Raw genomic sequence first — 21,546 nt, forward strand, 5'->3', positions numbered from 1 at the left:
GCTGATGCAAATTATCCAACGTCGTGAATTTTAGTGATTCCAACGGAATTCCGTGGAATTTAGCAGTGTCCAGTACAGGTCATAAACTAGTTGCGCGCGGCCCAAAGCGGCCTCTCGCTCGGCCCAGACACTGGCAAAATAGTCCGCCTCGGCCGGGGTGGGGCGGCGCGTGAGCAGGGTTAAAAACGTGATCTCAATTGCCTGACGATGGTCCTTGGACAAACGGGCAATCCGGGCCGAGCCGTTCAAAAATTCCGGCGCGATCACTTCCCGGACAAGGTTGCCATTCATCAGGAGTAGGCTTTGCGGAATGGTGCCGCCGCTTTCGGATAGTTCGTCGGAGCCAGCGTCGCCATAGCGCTGCACAAAATCCCGTTCGCGAAAAAATCGGATGAGCCGCGTCAACAGGTGGGATTGATCATCAATCGTGCCCAAGGTTCCCGCTTGCACCAGACTACCGATGATTTGTTCGGGACGCAGGCGAATCAAGGGAAATTCGGCCCAGACCTGCTGAGGCTCAACTTGCAAGGCGTGAAGCTGTTGATTGTCATTCGCGTCGCCCGCGATCATTGCATCCTGGTCGGATCCATCCGCCGCTGTCTGGCTTCGGCTTTCACGTTGAAAAACCTGAGTGGCCGCAATCACGCGAAACAATCTCTGCAGGTCGTAATCATGGCGAGCAAAGTCCCGGGCAAGCGTGTCTAGTACTTGCTCCGCGCCGGCAAGGGATGATGCGGGCGATTCTTCGTCCTCGAGTAAGTCGTCGGCATTATTGGGGGATTGGGCCGAGTAATTTTCGGATTCCGTCGTAGTCACGGATTTTTCAAAAGGGAGGTTTTCAGGGGGAATGTCATCCACGGGGTCCACCAGTGGTTTGCCAAACATAAGCCCCCAGGCGCGGTTGGCAATGGCCCTTGGAAAGGCGGGATTGTCACGGTGTGTTACCCACGTTGCTAGTTGATCGCGGCGGGTGCCATCGGCGGGGAGCCAATCATGGCCAAACGGGACGCCCGGTTCCACGCCGCGCTGTTGGCCAGTCTTGAGGTCGTCCACCTGGTAGACAAAATTTGGATCGTCATAGATTCCCGAAAAACCCATCCGTGCCTGCCCTAAAAAGGCCGACATTCCCTGATAGCCGGCCTGTGTCCAGCGTTCATCAAAGGGGTGGTTGTGGCATTCGGCGCAGTCCATCCGAATTCCCAAAAACGCCCGCGAGATCCGCGATGTCAGCAGATTCGCCTTGGGTGTCTTGCTTTCGTCGTCGTTATCAATCGTGACCGTCAAAAAATTGACCGCTGGCTTTTCCGTCCAGATGCCCTTAGCGGTAATGAGCTCGCGCACGATTTCATCCAACGGGCGGTTCGCCTGAAATTGTTGGCTGACCCAGTTCACAAACAAGCGGCGGCGAAACAAGATAAACGGGCCATCCTCCACCCCCACCCAAGCGCGGGCAAAGCGTTCCGCCGTATAGTCGGCGTAGCGGCGATCGGCAAAGATGTCGGCCAGCCACCAGTTGAGACGTTCCTTGGGAGGGAGGGATTCGAAATTGCGAATTTCCTCCAGCGAGGGTATCGTTCCCCGCAGCGCCAACGAGAGCCGCCGCATCACCAACAGGTCGTTCGCCGGCGGGGCGGGCGTAATATGGGCATGATTTTTCCAGCCCGCGGCCATTTGCTGGTCGATTAGGGAGGCCGTCAGTTGAATCTGGTTGAGCGTTTTTTCCGAGGGAAGACCAGACTTTGGCAGGCGGGATTGGGGTTCGCGTTGGGGGACCAGCGCGCTTCCTAGCGCCGTGGCCATGAGCAGCACCACGCCAAAAAATACCGCCAAACGCTGGTAACGTTGGGGTTTGGCGGAGGTCGTGGCGTCCTCCGGCGGATTGACTGGCGGTATCAGTGAAGGCATGTCAAGTACCCTATAGCGATGCTTTTCCACCCTCTCGCGGGAACTCATACCCGCCAGCGGGGAAAACAAGTTGCCTGCGAATTACGGGTAAAATTCTTATAAATCCGGCCCATCCGTGAAACTTTGTCGCCCCGTTACCTAGTATGACAAACAGTGGAGGGAATTCCTGATTGGGGATATCGTTCCAACACCATTATTTTCGCCCGGGAACACCAAATCTTACCAGTCGTCGGGCGAATAAGTTTCAGCCGCGTGTCCGGCAAACGATTTGGTCTCTTCCCATCCCGCGGATTACAATACGGTTTGACGCGGTCCTGTGATTGTGCCGATTTTTATGACTGGGTAAAGATTTTTATGACTGGGTAAAGAAGAAAACCCATTAACCAGCATTTTTTTCCGCTTGAGGCCGTTTATGTCTAGCACCCTGGGGAATTATTGGAAGTTGGGCCGATGGTGGAATGGAGGGGCGGGTCCGCTAGGGGCTAAAAACCGGCAATTGCAAAAAAATCGTCCCTTACCCCACCTCGCCGTGGCAAATCCCCTGACCGCTCCTCCGCCGACAATTGCTCCCACCGGCACGGGGGACATCTATTTGGCGGAATTAACCGAAGAGCCGCCAATTTTAGCGGAACTGGTGGCCGACCAGCCTGTCATCACCGCGGAATTGGTGGGTAACACGGCCGCCACGCGAGTTACCTTTTGGCGGATGTTGGGCTGGTTCTGGATGACCATCGGGAATGCGGCGGAATGGGTCTTTGGGCTGTTTTCGCTGGTGTTTATCTTGTCGGTGGTGGCGGTGATTCCCGTATTGCAATTATTAACTCTAGGCTATCTGCTGGAATCGAGCGCGCGGGTAGCCCGATCGGGCCGGTTGCGCGATGGATTTATCGGTATTCGCCAGGGGGCAAAACTAGGCGGAATTTTAATTGCTTTGGGTATTGCCTGGCTGCCGCTGCGGCTCATTTCGCAAATGCAATACGAGGCACAATTGATCGATCCGGCCAATCCCTCGACCCGCAACCTGACGATTATATTGGTTCTGTTGTTGATCGCGCTGAGCGTGCATTTTTATGGAGCATTTTTGCGGGGGGGAAGGCTGCGGGATTTTTTGCTTCCCGCGCGGCCGATCAAGCTTTGGCGGCGCATCACCCGGCCAAATGCCTGGAACGATTCCCTGGACGCGGTTTGGAATTTTGTCATTGGGCTGCGCTTGCCGTACTTTTTTTGGCTGGGAGCGCGGGGCTTTGCGGGGACGCTCATCTGGCTGGCCATTCCCGTGACGATGATTTTGATCGGCCGGAACGCGCCGCTAGTTGGTTGGTTGGGGGGGATCTCCACGGCGGTGGTGCTGACGTGGCTGCCGTTTTTGCAAACGCATTTTGCCGTGGAAAATCGGTGGCGGGCCATGTTTGAATGGCGCCGCGTGCGGCGGCTCTATTGTCATGCGCCGGTGGCCTGGACGTTTGGTTTGTTCTTGCTGCTTGCGCTCACGCCGCTCTTTTTTGCCATGCAGGCGGAGTTGTTGGATACGGAAATTATCTGGTTTTTTAGTATGATCATGATCTTTGCCATGTGGCCCGGACGGTTCATGATCGGCTGGGGCATGGGCCGGGCGCTGCGGCATCCGGACTATCGCTGGTTTGGGTTTCGTTATGCGGGACGATTGGCCATGTTTGCCATCGCGGCGGCTTACACCGGTTTTCAGTATTTAACCCAATTCACGACGTGGTATGGCGGGCTAAATTTATATCTTCAACCGGCATTTCTCATTCCCGCGCCGTTCCTGGGGGGAAGTTGACTAGGTCTACTCCTCCGCTGCCAGCACTTTGATCCGCGCGTGGCGGATCAGGACTGGCTCGTTATTTCGACTAAGATGCTGAAAGCCGATATGCCCCGATAGTGGCCGGTCCTTGATCGACGGGGCGTCGCTGCCATCGTGCCGCTTGGTCGGTTGATCCATTTTGCCCAGGTCCAGGTCGTGGATCTGTTCATCATTCAGGGTGGCGGTCAATTTTTTCCCGCGCAATTCAATGCGGACACGATTCCATTTGGTCGGCTGATACACTTGCTTGGCCGGTGCCTGGGCCCGATAGAGCGCGCCCGTGATTTCCGCTTCGTTCGCGGCGGGGTTGTAGCGTTGGTCGGCGATTTGAAACTCCAACGCCACAAACGCCGGGTCATCCTTTAGCGGGGCGCGCAGGGCGACGCCGCTGTTACCGACTTCCGTTAATTTTATTTCAAATTCCAGGATAAAATCGCTGTACTTTTGCTCGCTCATGAGCCAAGTCCCCCGCTCTTGGCCCGGCTGCAGCACTCCGTCCTTTACCGTCCAGGCGGTGTTCCCTTCGGCTTTTTTGCCCAGGTCATCCCAGGCCCGGACGGTCCAACCGGTGGGTATGCCATCCGTAGGAAACAGCGGTTCAAAATCTTGTTGGCCCCGCGCATGATTCGCGGCCAGCAAACAAATCAGCCCCAAGTAATAGCCGGTAAAAATCCAGCGGCAACACGGCATCGCTCCACCTCAAATTTCAAATGTTTGCTTGGACGGGTATGTCACGCCAGCATAAAGCCCAGGGCGCAAAGTTTCAAACCAAGCGCGAAAGAGTAGATGAATTCCCGGCAAAATCAGCGATTTTCTTGACGCTAGGGGGTTTCTCCGGTACGCTTGAAGTATCTTTTCTAAAAAGGGTTATCTATGCCAGGCTTTTGGTCGCGGTTGGTCGTCGGCACTCTGTGCGGCTTGTTTTTGGTTGCTTGGTGCGGCATGCCGCAATCCAGCGTCAGGGGCGCTACCCCTGAAAGCCCCGATGTTAAAAGCATGCTTGCCAAGGCAATGAAGTACCTGGAAAAGTCCAGTGACGAACGTCTGGGGGGAAAATGCCTCATTGGGTTGGTCTTTGTCAAAAATGGCAAAGGAGAAGACCATCCCAAGGTAAAAGAAGCGGTCGAGGCCTGTCTGGCGGCCACCCAGGGTGAGCCGGAGCAAATCAACCCGGATATTTACAGCACGGGGTTGGCGACGATCTTTCTTTGTAATCTCAATCCCTACAAGTACCGCGAGCAAATCGAAAAACTGCTCAAGTCCATGACCCTGCGCCAAAAAGCGTGTGGCGGATGGGGATATCCGGGGGAAGAGCTGGGGGACACCTCGATGACGCAGTATGGCGCCCTGAGCATTTGGGAAGCAACCAAGGTTGGGTTTAACGTTCCCGAGGAAGTCATAGAAAACACCGCCATCTGGCTCATTCGCATCCAGGACCCTTCGGGCGGCTGGCCTTATAAGGGGACACACGAAGGGACCATGACCGAATCCGGCAAGTATAAACGCATCAACCAGGGAAAAGAAATCTTTTTGGGGGTGACAACCGCCTCGCTGGGAGTGTCGTTTATTTGCGCGGACCTGTTGGGGATTATCACCGTTGTCCCGCGCGAGGACGACCCGAACTTTCCCACAGCGCTGATCCCCGTGGTGGATGACGCCCTTCCCCCCAATCCCAATCAGCGCGTGGACGCCCAATTGCTAAAAAAAGCCCAAGAGGACGGGCGTACCTGGTTTCGCAATAAATTCGAGATTAAGCCCAACCGCTTTCCGCACTATTACCTGTACGCGCTGGAACGCTACCAAAGTTTTGCCGAGGCGGCGGAGGGAAATTTCGTGAAAGAACCCAATTGGTACAACGTGGGGGTCGCCCATCTTAAAAAGACCCAAAAAGAGGACGGCAGTTGGAAGGAAGACTTGGATGATCCTATCGACACGGCCTTTGCCTGCTTGTTTTTGCTTCGTTCCACCAAAAAAAGCATTGAAAAGGCGCGTGAATTTGGGGCGGGTAAATTAGCGGGAGGAAATCGCCTGCCGACGGATGTCAAGGACGCGACCGTGCGCGATCAAAAAGTCGTGCGCCCGTTGGGAAACATCAGCCCCGCGCAATTGCAAACATTGATCCTCGACTCCGAACGTCCGGAGTTTGCCGCGCTGTTGGATCACGTGCCTGAATTAGCCGCCCGCCTGCAAAACGAGCTCACCCCCCAAAAAACTCCTCTCATCGACGGCCTGATTGCCAAATTTCCCGAAACCACGATTGATAGCAAGATCTTGATTTTGCGCATTTTGGGGGAAAGCGATCAATTGCGGCATGTGGGGGTTTTGATTCGCGCCCTGGAAGACGTCAATCTGCAGGTCCGCCGCGAAGCCCTGGATAATTTAGAACGGCTGACAAAACGGGTCTCGGTGGCTGGTCCCCAGGCCCTGGGCGATCCATCCAAACACGCCGCCTTGGTTGCGGATTGGCAAGCGTGGCACGCGCGATTGCAAAACGACGAGCCGGGGGCCAGGCCCTGATTTTTCCAGTCAACTCGCCCGCATAGTGACAAAAAAGCCGGATTCCCGGTCGTTAACCATATTAGCGGCGCGTCAGGGGAATTATAATAAACGTGTGTGGCCCGCTTACCATGCACGGTTTTTCCCGATCTTTTCCGCCATGGCAGATTCGACTTCCCTTGACCCTTTGGCCTCGGTGGGCGCTGCTTCCTCGTCCGCGCCGGTAATTCCCGCGCGGCCAAGCCAGCGCGGGTCGGCCGCGCGCAGTCAAACTCTTTGGGCCGGAGTGGCGGCGGTGGCCTTGGCGGTATTGGCGGTGGTGGCCTATTTTTACTGGCCGCGCACCTCGGCGCAAATTGGCCCCCGCACAACCGTGGATACCCCGCCTCCCTTGCAGTCCAGCCTATCGGCGGTGCGCAAACCGACCTGGGGGGAAGAATCCATCGTGGCGGACAGCGTTTGGAAACGCTATTTAAACGCCGCCGACAACAACGACATTCCCAAATTAGCAGGGCAGATTGCCCTGTATGACGATCCGTGGCGTAGCGAGCGGTGGCTGATCGAGTTTCCCCCGGGACTAACCGCCGAAAAATATGCCAGCCAACTGGACGCATTAAAAATAGAGATCGGACTGGTGGAGCCGAGCGGCAAAATCACTTATTTGACGGATATCAAAAACAAAACGCCCAAGTCGCGTAAAGGGGAACTGGCGGCCGAACGCCGCTTTTATATGTTATGGAACGCGGGTGAACTGGCGGTGGCGGATAAGCAGCTATTTCAAGCGGCCAAGGTGAATCCCCAGGGAAAAATCGCGGCTCACTTTTTTCCCGTGGAATTGGAAAACGCGATGCGGGAAGCGGAAATTGCGTTTGCGGCGGGACGCCCCTTGACAGATATCCGTAAAACCACATTTCAAATTGCCTCCACGGAGACAAAATTTGCGATGGTTGTCGCCCGCCAGGAATACCAGGATGGCCAAGTTCGCGAGGCCGCCGCGCAGGCCGCCAAGCTACGCCCCGCGCCGCCACCCCCCCAGGTGGCTCCTCCCGCGGATCCACCTCCGGCGGAAAACTAACCCCCCTGTACGTGATCTTTCCCTGACCATTGATCTTTGTGGATAAGTTGGAACAGGCATGTCGGCCACCGAGTTAGTCAATTTGCTGGAAGAGCGGAATCTGGTCGCCGGGGCGATCATCGCGCAACTGCGCGGCCAGATTCAACAAAGCCCGCGCGCCATCCCCCCCGCGCAAGTGATTAAGGTGCTGGTGGATCGGAATCTGCTTAGCCCGCTTTTGGCTCAACAATTGACGGATGAGTTTCGCCAGCGGCATGGCGAAAACTCAGCCGCGACACCGGCACTGGCCGACACGCGCGGGGGACTGGGGGCGATCACCGCGCCCACGGCTAAACCGACCCAGCGCGCACTTTCCCCCGCCGAGGACCTTGGCTTGGCCCCGATGGAAGGGGAAAAAACATCCTCCGCGCGACCCGCCGCGTCATCCGCAAAATCGGCGTCCGCCGCCAAAAGTCCTCCTCCTTCGGGTGCCAAAGGGAACGCCCCTTCCATGGCCAAAGCCGTGCCCGGAACCGCCGCGGTCGCGCCTGGCCAAAAAACAATAAAGCAACCCGCCGCGGCCAAAATTGGCTCTGAACTTGATGATTTGGACGCCGGTTTGGGGGGGAACTTGTCCAGTGATCCCTTGGCGGCGGATCCCTTATCAGGGGTGGCGAACACGGCTCAAATGCCGGGACCTTTGCCCGTCTCCCGCGCGCCCTCGGGGCCGAACTGGCTGCTGGTGGGGGGATTGGCCGGAATGGCGGCGCTCTTGCTGGGGGGGATCATTTTTTTGGCCACGCGGGGTGACGAAACCACCGCCTGGAACGAAGTCAAAAAATTGTACGATCAAAATGACGCCACGGCGGGGGATGCCTTGCGCCAATTTGTCGCCACGTATCCCCAACATCCCCAAGTCGGCGCGGCGCAGGTTTATCTAGCCGGGTATGCCTTGGCGGAAATTCCCAAGGCGAATCGCCCTCTCCGCGAAAAAGCCCAAGAGATCGTGGCGGTTTTGCGACCCCTGGCGGTGGAACCGGCCATCACCGAAATCACGGGGAAGCTGGAAAAACTGTTGCCGGACACGCTGCGCCAATTGTTGGGGACGCTGGATCCCGCCACGGTCAATGTCGAACAATTGCAAACTGCCGGTCAATTGTTCGCGCTGTATGCCGATGCGCGGGTGATACCTTATGAAAAGCGAAATTGGCCGCAATTTGACCTGCTAGAAGAACAATACGCGCAGTTGCTGCGCGCCTCCCAGCGCAACGCCGCCTGGCGGGAAACACGGGGGGAAGTGGAAGCTTTGCTCAAGTCGGGCCAGGGGGACGCAGCGCGTGGTAAAGCCGCCGCGTTGCTAAACCGCTTTCCCGAATTAGCCGTTTTGCCCGAATGGAAAATTTGGCAAACGCAACTTTCGGCAGCGAAAGGAAGTTCGTGATGTTTCGGATCATTTCCAGATTTACTGCGCAAACACCAAGCCATCGCTGCCTATTATGGCTGTTGATCGGTGCCGTGCTAGGATGCGGTATGAGCGCTGGGTCCGCCGCCGCGCAAGACTCCACGCCGCTCTATAAACAAACGCCCTACGATACGATTACGTTGGACGAGGAAAATTTTAACAAGGTTTACAAGGTTTATAAGCTGGACCTGCCGGATCGCAAACTACCCAAAAATATCCAGGAAGGGGACGAAGTCGTCGTGCGCCTGTTGGATAAGCCCGACCGTAAATATCGGCTGCAACTTCAGCATGTGGTGAAGGTTGTATTTTTTGAGGATTTGCTCTTGGCCGAGGTCGAACGGCTGGTGCGCGAGCAAAACTATAATGCCGCCTTTCCGTATTTTCAGTTATTGCTGGCCGAATACGCCACATATCCCGGCGTGCGCGAGGCATACGGTGTTTATCTGCAGCGAATTGCCGAGTTGGCATATAATCAAAAAAATTACGGGCAAGCCCTGGCGCGTGTTTGGATCTGGAATGACTTTCAACCTGATAACCCCGCCCAGCAACCCTTGGCCATCCAAATTTTAGAATCCTGGGTGACCGCGAATAATGACACGTCGATCACAGCGCAGATAGATTTTGCCCTATTACTTCGAGAGCTCAAACGCCGGTTTCCGTCAGCCAGCAGCTCGATCCTGGCTGGCAAAATCAACGCGATCCGCGCGCTCGCGGATGATCTGGCTAAACAAACCGCCGCGCAGCTCACCGCGCAAAACCCCTCCGCCGCGCGGCCATTGCTAGCGCAGTTGGACCGGCTGTGGCCAAATCATCCCTCGGCCGCGGAGTTGCAGGCCCAACTGCAAAAATTTGCCCCGCGGATAACGCTGGGTCGGCTGCATGCGCCGCTTGCCGGCGGAACACACCCGCTGGCGGTGGACTGGAACGAGCGTCGCGATGCCCGCTTGTTTGCCCGGCCCCTGGCCGAATGCGTGGCGATTCAGGGGGATTTGCCCGTCTATGATTACCCGTTGGGGACGGTCTCTCGCCAGGAACAGACCACCACTTATGCGTTTAATTCCGCGGCTGAACCCCTGGCCCCGGCCTATCTCGAGCGGCTGGGCCGGGAACAACGGATGGAATCGCATTTTGAGGGCCAACTGCCCGCGCGCGGGACGGTCGCCTGGGCGCATTTACAGCCGCGACTCACCGGGGGCAAGGCCTCCGGTGTCACCGTGGCGGGAAGCGCCAATCCCTGGTGGGGAGACGCCCATTTAGCACTGCTGGCGATTCCCCCCGCCGCCGCGTGGAATAAAGACAAATCCCCGTTTGCCCCTTGGCAGCCGTGGCAATTACGGGATGGTAACTTAGTTCCCGGTTTATCGCCTGGCCAACCATCCTCTCCGGCGGAATTTAAGCTGGTGGATTATCCCGATTACGAGACAGGCCGCAAATTGCTGCAAGCGGGAGAGGTGCAAATGCTGGAACGCCTGGCGCCGTGGCAGGTAACCCCGCTGAAGGCCAATCGGCAATTGCAGGTCCAGCCGTATGCCGTCAAAGGGATGCACTTTTTGCTGGTCAATCAGCGAAGCGCGCCCCTGGGGACGCTGTTCCGTCGCGACGCGGTCAATCTGGCCATTGATCGTCAGCAGTTGTTAGTAAAAATATCCAAGGGTCAGATCCTGGAACAATGCGTCACCACCAACAATTTCTGGCCGCAAGCCGCCCCTAAAAATCTCAGCCCCAGTTGGAATTCCGCCGCGCCCGAATTAGCGATGATGCAATGGCAATTGCTGCCGGGAGAACTTTCCAGCGATGCCGCCGACGATGCCGGCGCTTCCACGGACGAATCATCCGAGTCCGCCGCTGCCGCCAAAGAAGCCACCGGTAAAACCGTGCCCCTGGTGAACAATCCCCTTGCTTCCGCTTCCGTCCCCCAGCAGTTGCGGCTGGCCATTCCCCGCGACGAAGTTGCCCGCATGGTGGCCGAGGAATTAAAATCACAATTGGAACAGGCTGGGATTCAACTGATCCTGGTCCCTTCGGAACAACCTTTGATTCCCGACGGGCAAACCGCCACCAGCGCGGATCTGGTTTATGTGATCTGGCATCCGGTGAATCCCGTGGGTGATTGTTCCAGCTTATTTTTTACCGCCGGTATCCTGCCCCCGCTTCCCGAACATGTCCAAGAGTTATGGCGGCAAATGCTGGCCACCGCCGACCCGGCCGCCGCACTCAAGCTGTTTCGCCAGTGGGAAAGCGCGATCGTGACCCAGCGCTGGGTGTTGCCCTTACTTCAGTTGACCGAGTTTTCCGCCATGCAGCGGCTATTGCAAACCACATCCTCGCCGCGGGTTGATCCTTGGCAAAATTTGCGGGAATGGCGCATGGTCCAGCCCTAATCGCGGTCTAGCGTGCTGCTTTTATCAGAGGTTTATCATGCCGTTTGGGTGGCGTTTTATTATCGTTCTTTTTCTGGTCTGGGGGGGGGTGGGTTTGAGCCATTTAATCGCTCAGGCCCCTGCCGCGGACCAGGATCCAGTCGCGGCCGCCGGACCCCGCGCGATCAGTTGGGAATATCTCCCCTACCGGGTCACCGTGGAGTTACTTATCGACTCACCAGAGCTGCCCGACGTGGCGGCCATTGATCGGGGGGCATTGGCCCAAACCGTGCGGGAAGCCCTGGCGGCTGAATGGCAGGGGGCCTGGGACTTACAGGTACAAACCGTTACCCAGCTGACAGCGGCGGAGTCGTCAGAGCAGGCCCCGCCAACTGCGCAAACTTTCCCCTCCGACGCGCAGCCAGTCGCACAGCCCACGGACGCTGGGGAAACTGCCGCCACGGAATCAACCGAGGCAAATACCGCCCAGCCAGCCCCTGCGGACAGCCCGATGCCCAGTGCCGAGCCAGCGACGGAGGCCGCCACCAGCCAACCCGCTGTCGGTGTCCCCCAGGTGGATAAGCGTTATCGCGTGCGGATTACCCCAGGCGCGGCGGGAATGCTGATCTTGGCCAATGAATACGATTATTCCGTCAGAACAGCTGGTCCGCGATTGTCTCGCCAAGTGGCGACCCTGGCCGAAGTTCCCCCGGCGCTGACCGCGCTGGTGCGGGATTTGTTTTCACCCGTCGCCCGAGTGGAACAGGCCGATGGGGCCACCGCCACGTTGCGGCTACGGGCGGCGCGGTTGCATCCCACGTCCAAAAACTGGTCCGTCGGCCGGGCGTTTCGTCCATTTGAACGGACCCGCACCAGCGGGGGATGGAGCGAACTTCCCGCGGCCGGAACCGTCCGCGCCATCCCGGGAACATGGTTGAGCGTGCAAAAGTCGGAAGGGAGCCTGCTAACCTGTCAAATCTCTCTAGCGACGGGAACCACCTGGTCCTGGAGTGAACAAACGCCCGTGGCGATTGTGGCGTTGGGAGCGCGCCCCTTGGCCGCACAATCCGTTGTGCGGGCTGTTTCCAGCGCCAGCCCGGACGAACCGTTGGCCAAAGTTTTGCTCATCGCCACCACCAGTTCGGGAGCCTTGGCCGCGCAGGGATTTACAGATAACGCGGGCCAAATGAAGATAACGTTAAACAGCGACAGTCCGCCGAGCGCGGGCAATCCATTGTGGAAGATTCAATTTCGCGCCGGAGATACCGTGTTGGCGGAGCTGCCGTACATGCCCGGTTATTTTGCGGAGGAAACGGTGACGTTGCCGGTTACGTCCACTTGGATCGCCGCTCAAGAGCAGTTGCGGCAGATTCGCGAGCAATTGTTGTTAACCGTCATGCAAAAGCGCGTCGCCGGCGTGATGCTCAAGCGGCTGGAAGCCAACCGCGAGAGTGCCATCGCTAAAAATTGGCAATTGCGCCTCACCAGTGTCAAGACGGCGGCGCAACTGGAAAAGCTGCTCCCCACGCCCCCGAAAGTGGCTGACGAAGAGTCAACCTCCGGGGGAGAAAACTCCCTGCAAGCCGCGCTGGATAAGCGGCTAATTGAGGAAATTCAGCAATTACGCCAGGCAATCAGGGATAGTCTGGGGGGATAATCCCCCGTGGTTATCGCGGCTGGCTAAAATCATTTGCCACCATCCCGAAAAAAAAGCCCCGGATGATCCGGGGCTTTTCTGTTTGTCGGTTGCATGGTGCGTCTGGCGCATAGGCCGTCGGTCGCCAATGCGAGAGCAAAAAGTGGTCGACGGGGGCTAGCGATTTTTGTTATGGTAAAATTCTTGCCGCGGCCGCCGACAGGTTGGTTTCATGATGGCTCGTGTCTCACACGGGCTAAAAGCCCGACCACGCTGGATTACAGCATGGCCTTGAGAGGTTTGAGCGCGCGGACGGTAACTTTGACACTGGCGGGTTTGGCAGGCAGGTCGCGCAATTGACCCAGCACCATCACGCCTTTTTTGGCGGGGCGGGCGGGGACTTCCTTGCGAATGACTTTGACCAGACCGGGAATGGTAAAGGCCCCGGGCCCTTTTTTGCCAATGGCTTTACGGATTTCGCCGCTCAGGGCTTCCATTACCGCCGACACGTCTTTTTTAGAGATCGATGTCGCCTCCGCGATGGCAGTAAGGATGTCGGACTTGCTGGGTGACTTGGGACTGGGTTTCTTTGCGGCTTTCGCCATGGATGTGCTCCCTCCTTGAGACAAGGATTGACCGAGAGAATGGTGTGATGCGCCCGTTCCGCAACGGACTTGCTGATTAAAAACCAACGGAAGAAATTTGCAACCCTGAAATTTCCAAAAAACGGCAAAAAAGCCGGAAAGTTGGATATCGAGTCTCGTTTTTCCCGTGATTTGTGAGATTGTTCGTCGAAAATCGCGGGAAAACAAGAACTTTTAGTAAAATTCCGCGAAATTTTCCCAGGAAAACTAGTTTTTAACGCCCTGTTATGCCAGTCGCGCCGGTCAAACATCTTGTGTCTAACCTGCCGGAACTGATTAACTTGCCGTATTCGCCCGTAACGGCGTAATCCTTTTTATCTTCCCCAGCCATTCCCACCAAAGTCGCTTGCTAGTTGAGTACTGTCAACCTAAGATAAAATGCTGTATAGAGATAAATCATTTATCCGCCGCACCAGTCGATTGTCGGCGACGTAGGAATTTTGCGAGTTTTATGATCCCCGCCGCTGAAATGTGGGGTACCCATGAACTTTTACCCCCTTCGCGGCGACCAAGCACTCACAGGTAGACTTTTGCCAGGGTTTCGGCCCGGGGGGCACTGCTTGGTAAGATGAGGTTACTTTTGTCCCCCGCTTTTTTTACCCCACCGACGACGGGCTAGTCAATTTTTTAGGCTTATCAGCTCTACCTTGACCAGGATGGACAATGTTTATTGCCATTAAATTCCAGCTTATTGCCGTTATTTCCCGCTTTTTGGCTTATCGCCCCGTTTTTTTTGGCCTAGGCGCCCCCCGCGCCGGCATCGGATTCTCCCTTTGTTGTCTGCTGAGCGTGGCTTTGCCGCCGCTTTATGCGCAACCGGTCGGGGGCTTGATTCAGGCCAGGGAAACCGGGGATGGAGAAAAGCTGGGCGTTTTTCCGTATGATCGCAATCTGACAAATCTGTTTGATAAATGCAAAAAGCTGATCGAGCAAGAAAACTACGCCGACGGCCTGGAGGGCCTGGACCGGCTGCTAGGTGAGGAAAAAGATTCCGCCTTAAAGCCCGTGAAGGGGCAGGAAAAATATCAAAGCCTCAAGACCGAAGTGCTCAATCTCATCGGCGGCCTTTCGCCGGCGGGGATGGCAGAATATCAATTGCAATTCGGCGCGGTTGCCGAAAAGCACTTAAAAGAAGCCTTGTTGAATGGCGACACGTCCAAATTGGAATTTGTGGTCCGCCGCTATTTTCACACGCCCGCCGGTTATCAGGCGGCGTATTTATTGGCCCGGCGGCACATGGATCAGGGGCGTCCGCTGGCGGCCGCGTTATTATGCAAACGATTGTTGGCCGCGCCTGCCGCCGCGACGCAACTCAACCCGCAACTATCGGTATTGGCCGCGACCGCCTGGCATCGTTCGGGCGTGGAAGATGAAAGCGTGAAATTGTTGGAGGGAATCCCCCCACCCCGTGCAGGGGATTTTCCCAACCAAGTCCCCAGCTGGAGCGCAAGCGCGGCTGGCATTCAGCAATGGCTGAAAAATCATGGCGGGCCGATCTCTCAATTAGCCAGCTTGACCCCGCGCGAGTGGATCATGTTTCGGGGTAATCCCGGGCGGAATGCCAGCATGGCGGGAGGAGCTCCCCTGCTCAATCCGCGCTGGCACACCAGCATTGTCACCGATCCGCAAATGAGCCTCGCCTTATATGAGGATCGCCGCAATTATCTCAACCAGGGTTTGCCCGCCATTCCAGCGCTGCAGGCCTTGGCCATTGGCAAGCAAATTATCTATCGCACACCCTCCCGTTTACAACCTATTGTCGCGGTCGACTTTGACACCGGCAAACTCAGTTGGTATGTCGGCCAGAGCACCGTCCTGGGCGGGGGAAGCGGATTTAAGCGGGATAATCAATCCGCCCGAGCGGGATTGAACGAGCGCAGTTGGTCAAATCTAAACAATGGCGGGCTGAGTAGCGACAGCCAGCGAATCTTCTTTGTCGAGGATGATCCCTCCAGCGGCAACGAACAACTGGCCCAGGCCCAAATGTTCCGCATGAATCCTTTTATTGCCCGACGGGGTTGGATGAATTCGGGAGAGGTTTCCTATGCCCCCGGCGCGAATCGCCTCTTTGCCTGCGATATTCCCACCCAGGGTAAGCTGCAATGGGTGGTGGGGGGGACGGATAGCGAGACCGAACCGCGTTTGGCCAATGTAGTCTTTTTAGGGCCCCCATTGCCCCTCCAAGGGACTTTGTATGTCTTGGCCGAAATCAAACAAAGCATCTGCCTCCTGGCTCTTCAGGCGACCACGGGCAAATTACTTTGGCAGCAAGAACTCATCCTCTTAAACGAAGAGGTCAACGCCTTGTCGCTGGGTTGGCGGCGCACCGTGGGATTGACGCCTTCTTATGCCGAGGGCCTGCTATTATGCCCCACCGGCACCGGGGGCTTGGTGGCGGTTGATTTAACAAATCGCACCATGAGTTGGGCGTTTCTCAAGCAAAACACCAACTCCAGCGCTGATTTTAACCAGCAAATCATGCAAGGGGCGATGTATGGCAACGGGGGAGGCATGTTGCCCGGCTCCGCCTGGACAGAATCAACCGCCGTGGTGGCCGGAAATAAAGTGATTCTGACCAGTTCCGAATTGGAAAAACTGATCTGTCTCGATTTAACCACCGGCACGGTCGTATGGGAAAAACCACGCGGGCGCGGGCTATATGTGGGGGGGATTGTCCAGGATCAAGTGATTGTCATTGGCCGCCAGGAAGTAACCGCCTTTAAACTGGCGGATGGCCAGTTGGCGTGGCCCAGCGATATCAAACTGCCCGGAAATGCCGTACCCACGGGGCGGGGCTTTATTAGCCAGGCTGATTATTTTTTGCCGCTCAGCAGCAGCGAAGTCGTCTGCTTGGATCTGGTCAAGGGGGAAGTCAAATCCCGCTCGCGTTCCAGCACCGGTACCATCCCGGGTAACCTGATTTGCCATCGGGGACATGTGTTGTCGCTGAATATTGATCGGCTGGAAAAATACGCGCAGGCGGACTTGTTGCGGGCGCAAGTGCGGGAAATTTTGGCCCGGGAGCCATCCAACTGGCAGGCCCTGGCCTGGCGGGGAGAGATTGCCCTGGATGATGGCGACCTGGCGGGAGCGATGAAAGACTTGCGCCTGGCCTGGGACCAAGTCCAAGCCTTGGCCCGAACAGAAAACTCCCAGGGGGGGGGAACGGAGCAATTGCGTTACGAAGGGGAGTCGGATCACTTGCGGGGGTTGTTGTTTATGGCCACCGCCGAGGCGATTCGCTCGGATTATGGGGGTAAATTTGATTTGTTGGCGGACTTGCAAAAATTAATCGGCACTCCCGCCGAAAAGTCCAACTATTTACGCATCGCGGCAGAGGGGCAAGAACGGCGCCAGGATTGGGAGCAGGCCTTTGCCGCGTATCTGGAATTGGCGGATCTGCAAACGGCTGAAAGCGAGCGGGAAGAGATCGACCTTAGCTACGACGTGCATCGCGGGTTATGGATCCAGGCCCGCTTGCAGGAACTTTGGCAAAAACTGACTCCCGCGATCCAGAATGAATGGAACGGGCGCATCGCCACCCGTTGGCAGCGGGCCTTGAGCTCTAGCGGCGGAGAGCGCACCGCCGCGGTCGAACGTTTTTTGAGTCTGTTTGGCTTTTTACCCGCCACGGACGCGGCCCGTGAACAATTATTGGCCTACCTGGGAAGCGAATCCCCCTTACGGTCGGAAGCTTTATTAAAAGAACTGGAAAACTCCGCCGATCCCGCCATACGCCGTCGGGCTCTCGCCCGCTTGGCCGCCTTGTATCATGGCGGCGGGCGCTTGCCCGAAGCCGCCCGCTATTATCGCATCTTGCGCGACGAATGCGGCGACCAAATCTGCCTGGAAAATCAAACCGGTTTGCAATGGTACCAATCCGTGCCGGAGGATAGCCCCCTGGGAAAAATCCTGCGCGCCGGCACCTCGTGGAATAACGGCCTGGTTACCGCCAGTTTTGATAAATCATCCGGAAGTAACATCAACCGCATTCGCGGAAATCAACCGGCATTGGTCCGCCTGGAAGTTACGGCCAGCGAGGGAACAACCGCCGATCAGCTTCAGATCATGTATGATTCCAACAACGCCATGTTGATGGTCCGTGACCAAGAGGGACGAACCTTGCGTCAAGTCCCGCTCAATAATGACGGCACGTTGAATTTTGGTTTTAATCCCCAGACGTGCTCCGTCATGCTGCAAAATCACTTGTTGATCCTGAACCTGGGCTGGAAAATCGTGGCGATTGACCTGTTGGGCGAACTTCGCCGCGAAAAACCATTCCTCTGGCATTACGATTTTGTCGATCCGCAGCAAATGCAGGCGATGAATCAATATGGCAATGGACCGGTCTCAACCACGGGGGTGAATGAATGGGGCCTGCTCCGGCGGGGTTATATCAACCCCAACACCAAGGAACCCTTTGGCACCGTGGCGCTCTGTGGCAGCCGGGGGGTGGCCGTGTTGCGCCACCGCGAACTGAGTCTGCTGCATCCCCAGACCGGCGAAGCCTTGTGGACGCGGCGCAACCTGGCCGGCGACCAGGTGCTGTACGGCGACCACGAATTGCTCTTTTTAGTCAATAAAGCGGGCAAGCAAGCCCAGGTCTATCGCACGCTGGATGGCAAACTGTTGGGCGAGCGGGACCTGCCCCCCCGCGACCGGATCCTGGCCGCCGCCGGGCGTAAACTGGTGTCGTGGGACGCGCAACCCGCCGGGCATGAACTATCGCTGGTCGATGCGCATAGCGGCGAAAAAACCCTTTTGGGAAAATTCAGCCTCAGTAAGCTGAATGGCACCACTCGTTTATTCTTGCCGGATGGCCAGACCCTGATCGTCGCCACCCAGGATGACCAAGTCGGGTTTGGCCGGTTCGAGGGGTATTCCTTAATTGATGGTCGGCGGCTGTTTAGCACGCGGTTTATTATCGAGGGACGGATCAAGTCCGAGGGGAAACTGAAAGGGGCGCGGCTGTTGGCCGATTCGCAACGCTATTATTTATTTGTTCAAAGCGCGAATTTCCAGCGGGATACCTCGGGCAATGTGTACACCATGGCCATGCATGACGGCAGTGGAGCCACCGATCTGTGGAATGGCCAGGTTCACGCCTTTGACCGGAAATCGGGCGGAGCGCTTTGGCCGACACCGGTCAATCTGCGGCAAAACACCCTTTGGACGGGCCAGCCGACGGAACTGCCGGTGCTCGTCTTTGTCCGCGGCGTCCAACGTCAAAAAAACCGCAACCAGCAAACGCTGTCCATCACCTGTATTGATAAGCAGACGGGGAGGTTGATTTATCTTAACGATGAAATCCGCGCGCCCATTTATGGCTATGACATCCAGGCCGAGCCTGAAAATCAACTGGTCAAAATTATCGCGCCCGATGAAAATGGCAATAGCGTGGGAACGGTGATCAAGCTGCAGTACACCACCCAGGCCCGCCCGCCGGAACCGCCGTATCAGGCGGGGTTGGCGGTGACGGGAAGCGCGCTGGACCGGTCAAAATCGCTCGGCCCGCTGGTGCGGGGACTAAATCGGACCATCCAACCGCAAGAAGAGGATAGTCCTTTTGATGACGATAAGCCCAAGTCAGTACCCGCAGAAGTCCAACCCGGCGATCCCTAATCGGGTTTGCTGACCTCGTTTGACTCTGTTAACCGAGCTTGGGTCTTCCCGACGGGTCAATGCGACCTACCATTTACTATCCCTCCCTTTGACAAACCACCCTTTTTTTGCTTGGGGTATGCCACTTTTGAGGAACCATCATGCCTGAACCTTCCGGGGAAATCGATTCCCACGCCATTCGTAAGCTGACCGAGGCCCGCGAGAAAATTCGCGAACAACTCTCGCAGGTGATCGTCGGTCAGAGCCAGGTTATTGACGAACTGTTGATCAGCCTGTTTAGCCGTTCGCACTGCCTGCTCGAGGGGGTTCCCGGTCTGGCCAAGACATTGCTCATTAGCACCCTGGCGCGGGCGCTCAATTTGTCGTTTAGCCGGATTCAATTTACTCCCGACTTGATGCCCGCCGACATCACCGGCACGGACATTCTAGAAGAAAACAAAATTACCGGCGCGCGGGAGTTTCGCTTTCTCGAAGGGCCGCTCTTTTCCAACGTGGTCCTGGCGGACGAAATCAACCGCACCCCGCCCAAGACGCAGGCGGCCTTGCTCGAGGCGATGCAGGAGCGGCAGGTATCCGTGGGGCGCGTGCGGCACAAGCTGGCCGATCCGTTCTTTGTGCTGGCCACGCAAAATCCGATCGAGCAGGAAGGGACGTATCCCCTGCCCGAGGCGCAGCAAGACCGCTTTATGTTCAAGGTGTTTGTCAATTACCCCAGCTTTGGCGAAGAGTTTGAAATCGCCCGCCGGACGACGGCGCTCATGGATGACCACATTGTGCCGGTGCTGTCGGCGGAGGAAATTCTCTCCTTGCAGCGGACCGTGCGGCAGGTGCCGGTCAGCGACCATGTCATTCGTTACACGTTGTCGCTGGTGCGGCAGACGCGCATCGGCCAGGCGGGCGTGCCGGAATTTGTCGGCGACCAGGTCAGTTGGGGGGCCGGCCCGCGGGCGGTCCAATTTTTGATCCTGGGGGGCAAGGCCCGCGCGCTCTTGAACGGGCGGACGCATGTCTCGACCGAGGATATCGCGGCCCTGGCCAAGCCGGTGCTGCGGCACCGCCTGACCGTGAACTTTGCCGCCGAAAGCGAAGGCGTGAACGCCGACAAAATTATCGAAAAACTCATTGAACTGACACCCGCCAAAGAGGACGACCTGACCCGTGATCCCCGCTTCCAAAAGATTTTTGCATCCTGAGTCGATCAAACGGATCGGCCGCATGGAGTTGCGCGCGCGGTACATTGTCGAAGGCTTTTTGTCGGGAATGCACCGCAGTCCCTACTTTGGCCAGTCCGTCGAGTTCTTGCAGCATCGCGAATACCACAAAGGGGACGAGTTGCGGCATATCGACTGGAAAGTCTGGGCCAAGCAGGACAAGTACTTTATCAAGCAATACGAGGCCGAAACCAACATGCGGGTGACGCTGCTCGTAGATGTGTCCAAGAGCATGACCTACGGCCGGGGCCATTTGAACAAGTACGATTACGCCTGCACGGCGGCGACCAGCCTGGCGTATCTGGTGCTGCGGCAGCAGGACGCGGCATCGTGCATCGCCTTTGCCGATTCGGTTCGCGGGCAGGTCCCCATGCGCAGCAAGCGGGACCATCTGTTTTCCATCATGCAAATCCTGGAAAACAGCTCCCCGCGGGAAAAGACCGACCTGTTTCATATCCTGCGCAATTGCGCCGAACTAACCCCCCGCCGCGGCATGATGATCCTCATTTCCGACTTGCTGACCGAGCGGCCGGGACTGTTTAAGGGGCTAAAACTGCTGCGGCAGCGTGGGCACGATGTCATGGTCCTGCATCTGCTGGATGATGACGAGTTGGATTTTCCCTTTAACGGACCGTCTAGGTTCGAGGGATTGGAGACCGATGACCGGCTGACGTGCAACCCCCGCGCGTTGCGCCAAGGGTACCTGGACGCGCTGCAGGCCTACTTGGATGAAGTTCGCGTGGGCTGCGTGCGCAACACCTGTGATTATCAACTCATTCGCACTAGCGACCCCTTGGACGCCGCGTTGGCCACCTACCTGAGCAACCGCCTAGGAATGCACCATCATAATTAGTGGATAGTGAAGAGTGGATAGTGATGTGTTAAGAGTGTGTATGAACTTTTATAACTAACTACCCACCGTCCACCACCCACTATTCACCAACCACCACCCACCAACCACCACCCTATGGATTTCCTCTTTTCCAATCTGCTGTACATCGGATTGCCCCTGATGTCGCTCCCCATCTTGATCCATTTGATCAATATGATGCGGCACCAGCGCATTGAATGGGCGGCGATGGAATTTCTCTTGGCCAGCCAAAAGAAAAATCGGACCTGGGTGTTGATCAAACAGTTATTACTGTTGCTCATGCGGATGGCGGCGGTGGCGGGGATCGCGTTCATGGTCGCGCAGCCGCTGTTAAAGGATCGCCTGGGGCGGTATTTTGGAGGCGGACGGGTCCATCATATCGTGCTGCTGGACGACAGCTTTTCGATGGCCGACGCCTGGGGCAACACCACGGCCTTTGAGGAAGCGAAAAAAACCGTCAAAG

The 21,546-nt window shown here is 57.0% G+C and carries 13 protein-coding genes; 10 read left to right on the top strand and 3 right to left on the bottom strand.

Annotated features, from left to right (window positions below):
• Positions 1-30: 30 nt before the first annotated feature.
• Positions 31-1,905 (bottom strand): DUF1549 domain-containing protein, encoded by a 1,875-nt coding sequence (locus SFX18_19035; protein MDX1965248.1) that lies wholly within the window; start codon positions 1,903-1,905, stop codon positions 31-33.
• A 412-nt stretch (positions 1,906-2,317) separates the two neighbouring features.
• Here SFX18_19035 and SFX18_19040 point away from each other — a divergent pair, with 412 nt between their 5' ends.
• On the top strand, positions 2,318-3,703 hold the full coding sequence (locus SFX18_19040; protein MDX1965249.1) for a hypothetical protein: 1,386 nt from the start codon (positions 2,318-2,320) through the stop codon (positions 3,701-3,703).
• Between the two features lie 6 nt (positions 3,704-3,709).
• Here SFX18_19040 and SFX18_19045 read toward each other — a convergent pair whose 3' ends face one another.
• Positions 3,710-4,417, bottom strand: coding sequence for a DUF1080 domain-containing protein (locus SFX18_19045; GenBank protein MDX1965250.1), 708 nt, complete (start codon positions 4,415-4,417; stop codon positions 3,710-3,712).
• A gap of 183 nt (positions 4,418-4,600) precedes the next feature.
• On the opposite strand from SFX18_19045, the gene SFX18_19050 reads away from it, so the two are divergent.
• The 5 genes from SFX18_19050 to SFX18_19070 all read left to right on the top strand — a co-directional run bounded on the left by SFX18_19050 (position 4,601) and on the right by SFX18_19070 (position 12,756).
• Entirely contained in the window at positions 4,601-6,244 is a 1,644-nt protein-coding gene (locus SFX18_19050) for a hypothetical protein (GenBank protein ID MDX1965251.1), read from the top strand.
• A gap of 139 nt (positions 6,245-6,383) precedes the next feature.
• The gene (locus SFX18_19055; GenBank protein MDX1965252.1) at positions 6,384-7,298 is read left to right on the top strand and encodes a hypothetical protein; all 915 of its coding nucleotides are present in this window, start codon (positions 6,384-6,386) and stop codon (positions 7,296-7,298) included.
• A gap of 58 nt (positions 7,299-7,356) precedes the next feature.
• The gene (locus SFX18_19060; GenBank protein MDX1965253.1) at positions 7,357-8,718 is read left to right on the top strand and encodes a hypothetical protein; all 1,362 of its coding nucleotides are present in this window, start codon (positions 7,357-7,359) and stop codon (positions 8,716-8,718) included.
• A gap of 89 nt (positions 8,719-8,807) precedes the next feature.
• Positions 8,808-11,120, top strand: a complete 2,313-nt coding sequence (locus SFX18_19065) for an ABC transporter substrate-binding protein (protein MDX1965254.1) — start codon at positions 8,808-8,810, stop codon at positions 11,118-11,120.
• A gap of 37 nt (positions 11,121-11,157) precedes the next feature.
• On the top strand, positions 11,158-12,756 hold the full coding sequence (locus tag SFX18_19070; protein ID MDX1965255.1) for a hypothetical protein: 1,599 nt from the start codon (positions 11,158-11,160) through the stop codon (positions 12,754-12,756).
• A 257-nt stretch (positions 12,757-13,013) separates the two neighbouring features.
• Here SFX18_19070 and SFX18_19075 read toward each other — a convergent pair whose 3' ends face one another.
• Entirely contained in the window at positions 13,014-13,340 is a 327-nt protein-coding gene (locus SFX18_19075) for an HU family DNA-binding protein (protein ID MDX1965256.1), read from the bottom strand.
• Between the two features lie 702 nt (positions 13,341-14,042).
• Here SFX18_19075 and SFX18_19080 point away from each other — a divergent pair.
• From SFX18_19080 to SFX18_19095, 4 genes are all read left to right on the top strand, one after another.
• Positions 14,043-19,001 (top strand): PQQ-binding-like beta-propeller repeat protein, encoded by a 4,959-nt coding sequence (locus SFX18_19080; GenBank protein MDX1965257.1) that lies wholly within the window; start codon positions 14,043-14,045, stop codon positions 18,999-19,001.
• 140 nt (positions 19,002-19,141) lie between these two features.
• Complete coding sequence (locus SFX18_19085) at positions 19,142-20,194, top strand: MoxR family ATPase (protein MDX1965258.1); 1,053 nt, start codon at positions 19,142-19,144, stop codon at positions 20,192-20,194.
• Positions 20,184-21,065, top strand: coding sequence for a DUF58 domain-containing protein (locus SFX18_19090; GenBank protein ID MDX1965259.1), 882 nt, complete (start codon positions 20,184-20,186; stop codon positions 21,063-21,065). Before SFX18_19085 ends, SFX18_19090 begins: the two co-directional genes overlap by 11 nt.
• A 114-nt stretch (positions 21,066-21,179) precedes the next feature.
• A partial coding sequence (locus tag SFX18_19095) for a BatA domain-containing protein (GenBank protein MDX1965260.1) occupies positions 21,180-21,546 on the top strand: 367 nt, incomplete at its 3' end.

This window comes from Pirellulales bacterium (assembly GCA_033762255.1).
Lineage (GTDB): Bacteria > Planctomycetota > Planctomycetia > Pirellulales > JALHPA01 > JANRLT01.

Excerpts from the sequence above, each read along its gene's own strand:
- SFX18_19065 (MDX1965254.1), top strand. The coding sequence starts at position 8,808 with ATGAGCGCTGGGTCCGCCGCCGCGCAAGACTCCACGCCGCTCTATAAA.
- SFX18_19045 (MDX1965250.1), bottom strand. The coding sequence starts at position 4,417 with ATGCCGTGTTGCCGCTGGATTTTTACCGGCTATTACTTGGGGCTGATT.
- SFX18_19075 (MDX1965256.1), bottom strand. The coding sequence starts at position 13,340 with ATGGCGAAAGCCGCAAAGAAACCCAGTCCCAAGTCACCCAGCAAGTCC.
- SFX18_19080 (MDX1965257.1), top strand. The coding sequence starts at position 14,043 with ATGTTTATTGCCATTAAATTCCAGCTTATTGCCGTTATTTCCCGCTTT.
- SFX18_19055 (MDX1965252.1), top strand. The coding sequence starts at position 6,384 with ATGGCAGATTCGACTTCCCTTGACCCTTTGGCCTCGGTGGGCGCTGCT.
- SFX18_19060 (MDX1965253.1), top strand. The coding sequence starts at position 7,357 with ATGTCGGCCACCGAGTTAGTCAATTTGCTGGAAGAGCGGAATCTGGTC.
- SFX18_19040 (MDX1965249.1), top strand. The coding sequence starts at position 2,318 with ATGTCTAGCACCCTGGGGAATTATTGGAAGTTGGGCCGATGGTGGAAT.
- SFX18_19070 (MDX1965255.1), top strand. The coding sequence starts at position 11,158 with ATGCCGTTTGGGTGGCGTTTTATTATCGTTCTTTTTCTGGTCTGGGGG.
- SFX18_19035 (MDX1965248.1), bottom strand. The coding sequence starts at position 1,905 with ATGCCTTCACTGATACCGCCAGTCAATCCGCCGGAGGACGCCACGACC.
- SFX18_19085 (MDX1965258.1), top strand. The coding sequence starts at position 19,142 with ATGCCTGAACCTTCCGGGGAAATCGATTCCCACGCCATTCGTAAGCTG.
- SFX18_19050 (MDX1965251.1), top strand. The coding sequence starts at position 4,601 with ATGCCAGGCTTTTGGTCGCGGTTGGTCGTCGGCACTCTGTGCGGCTTG.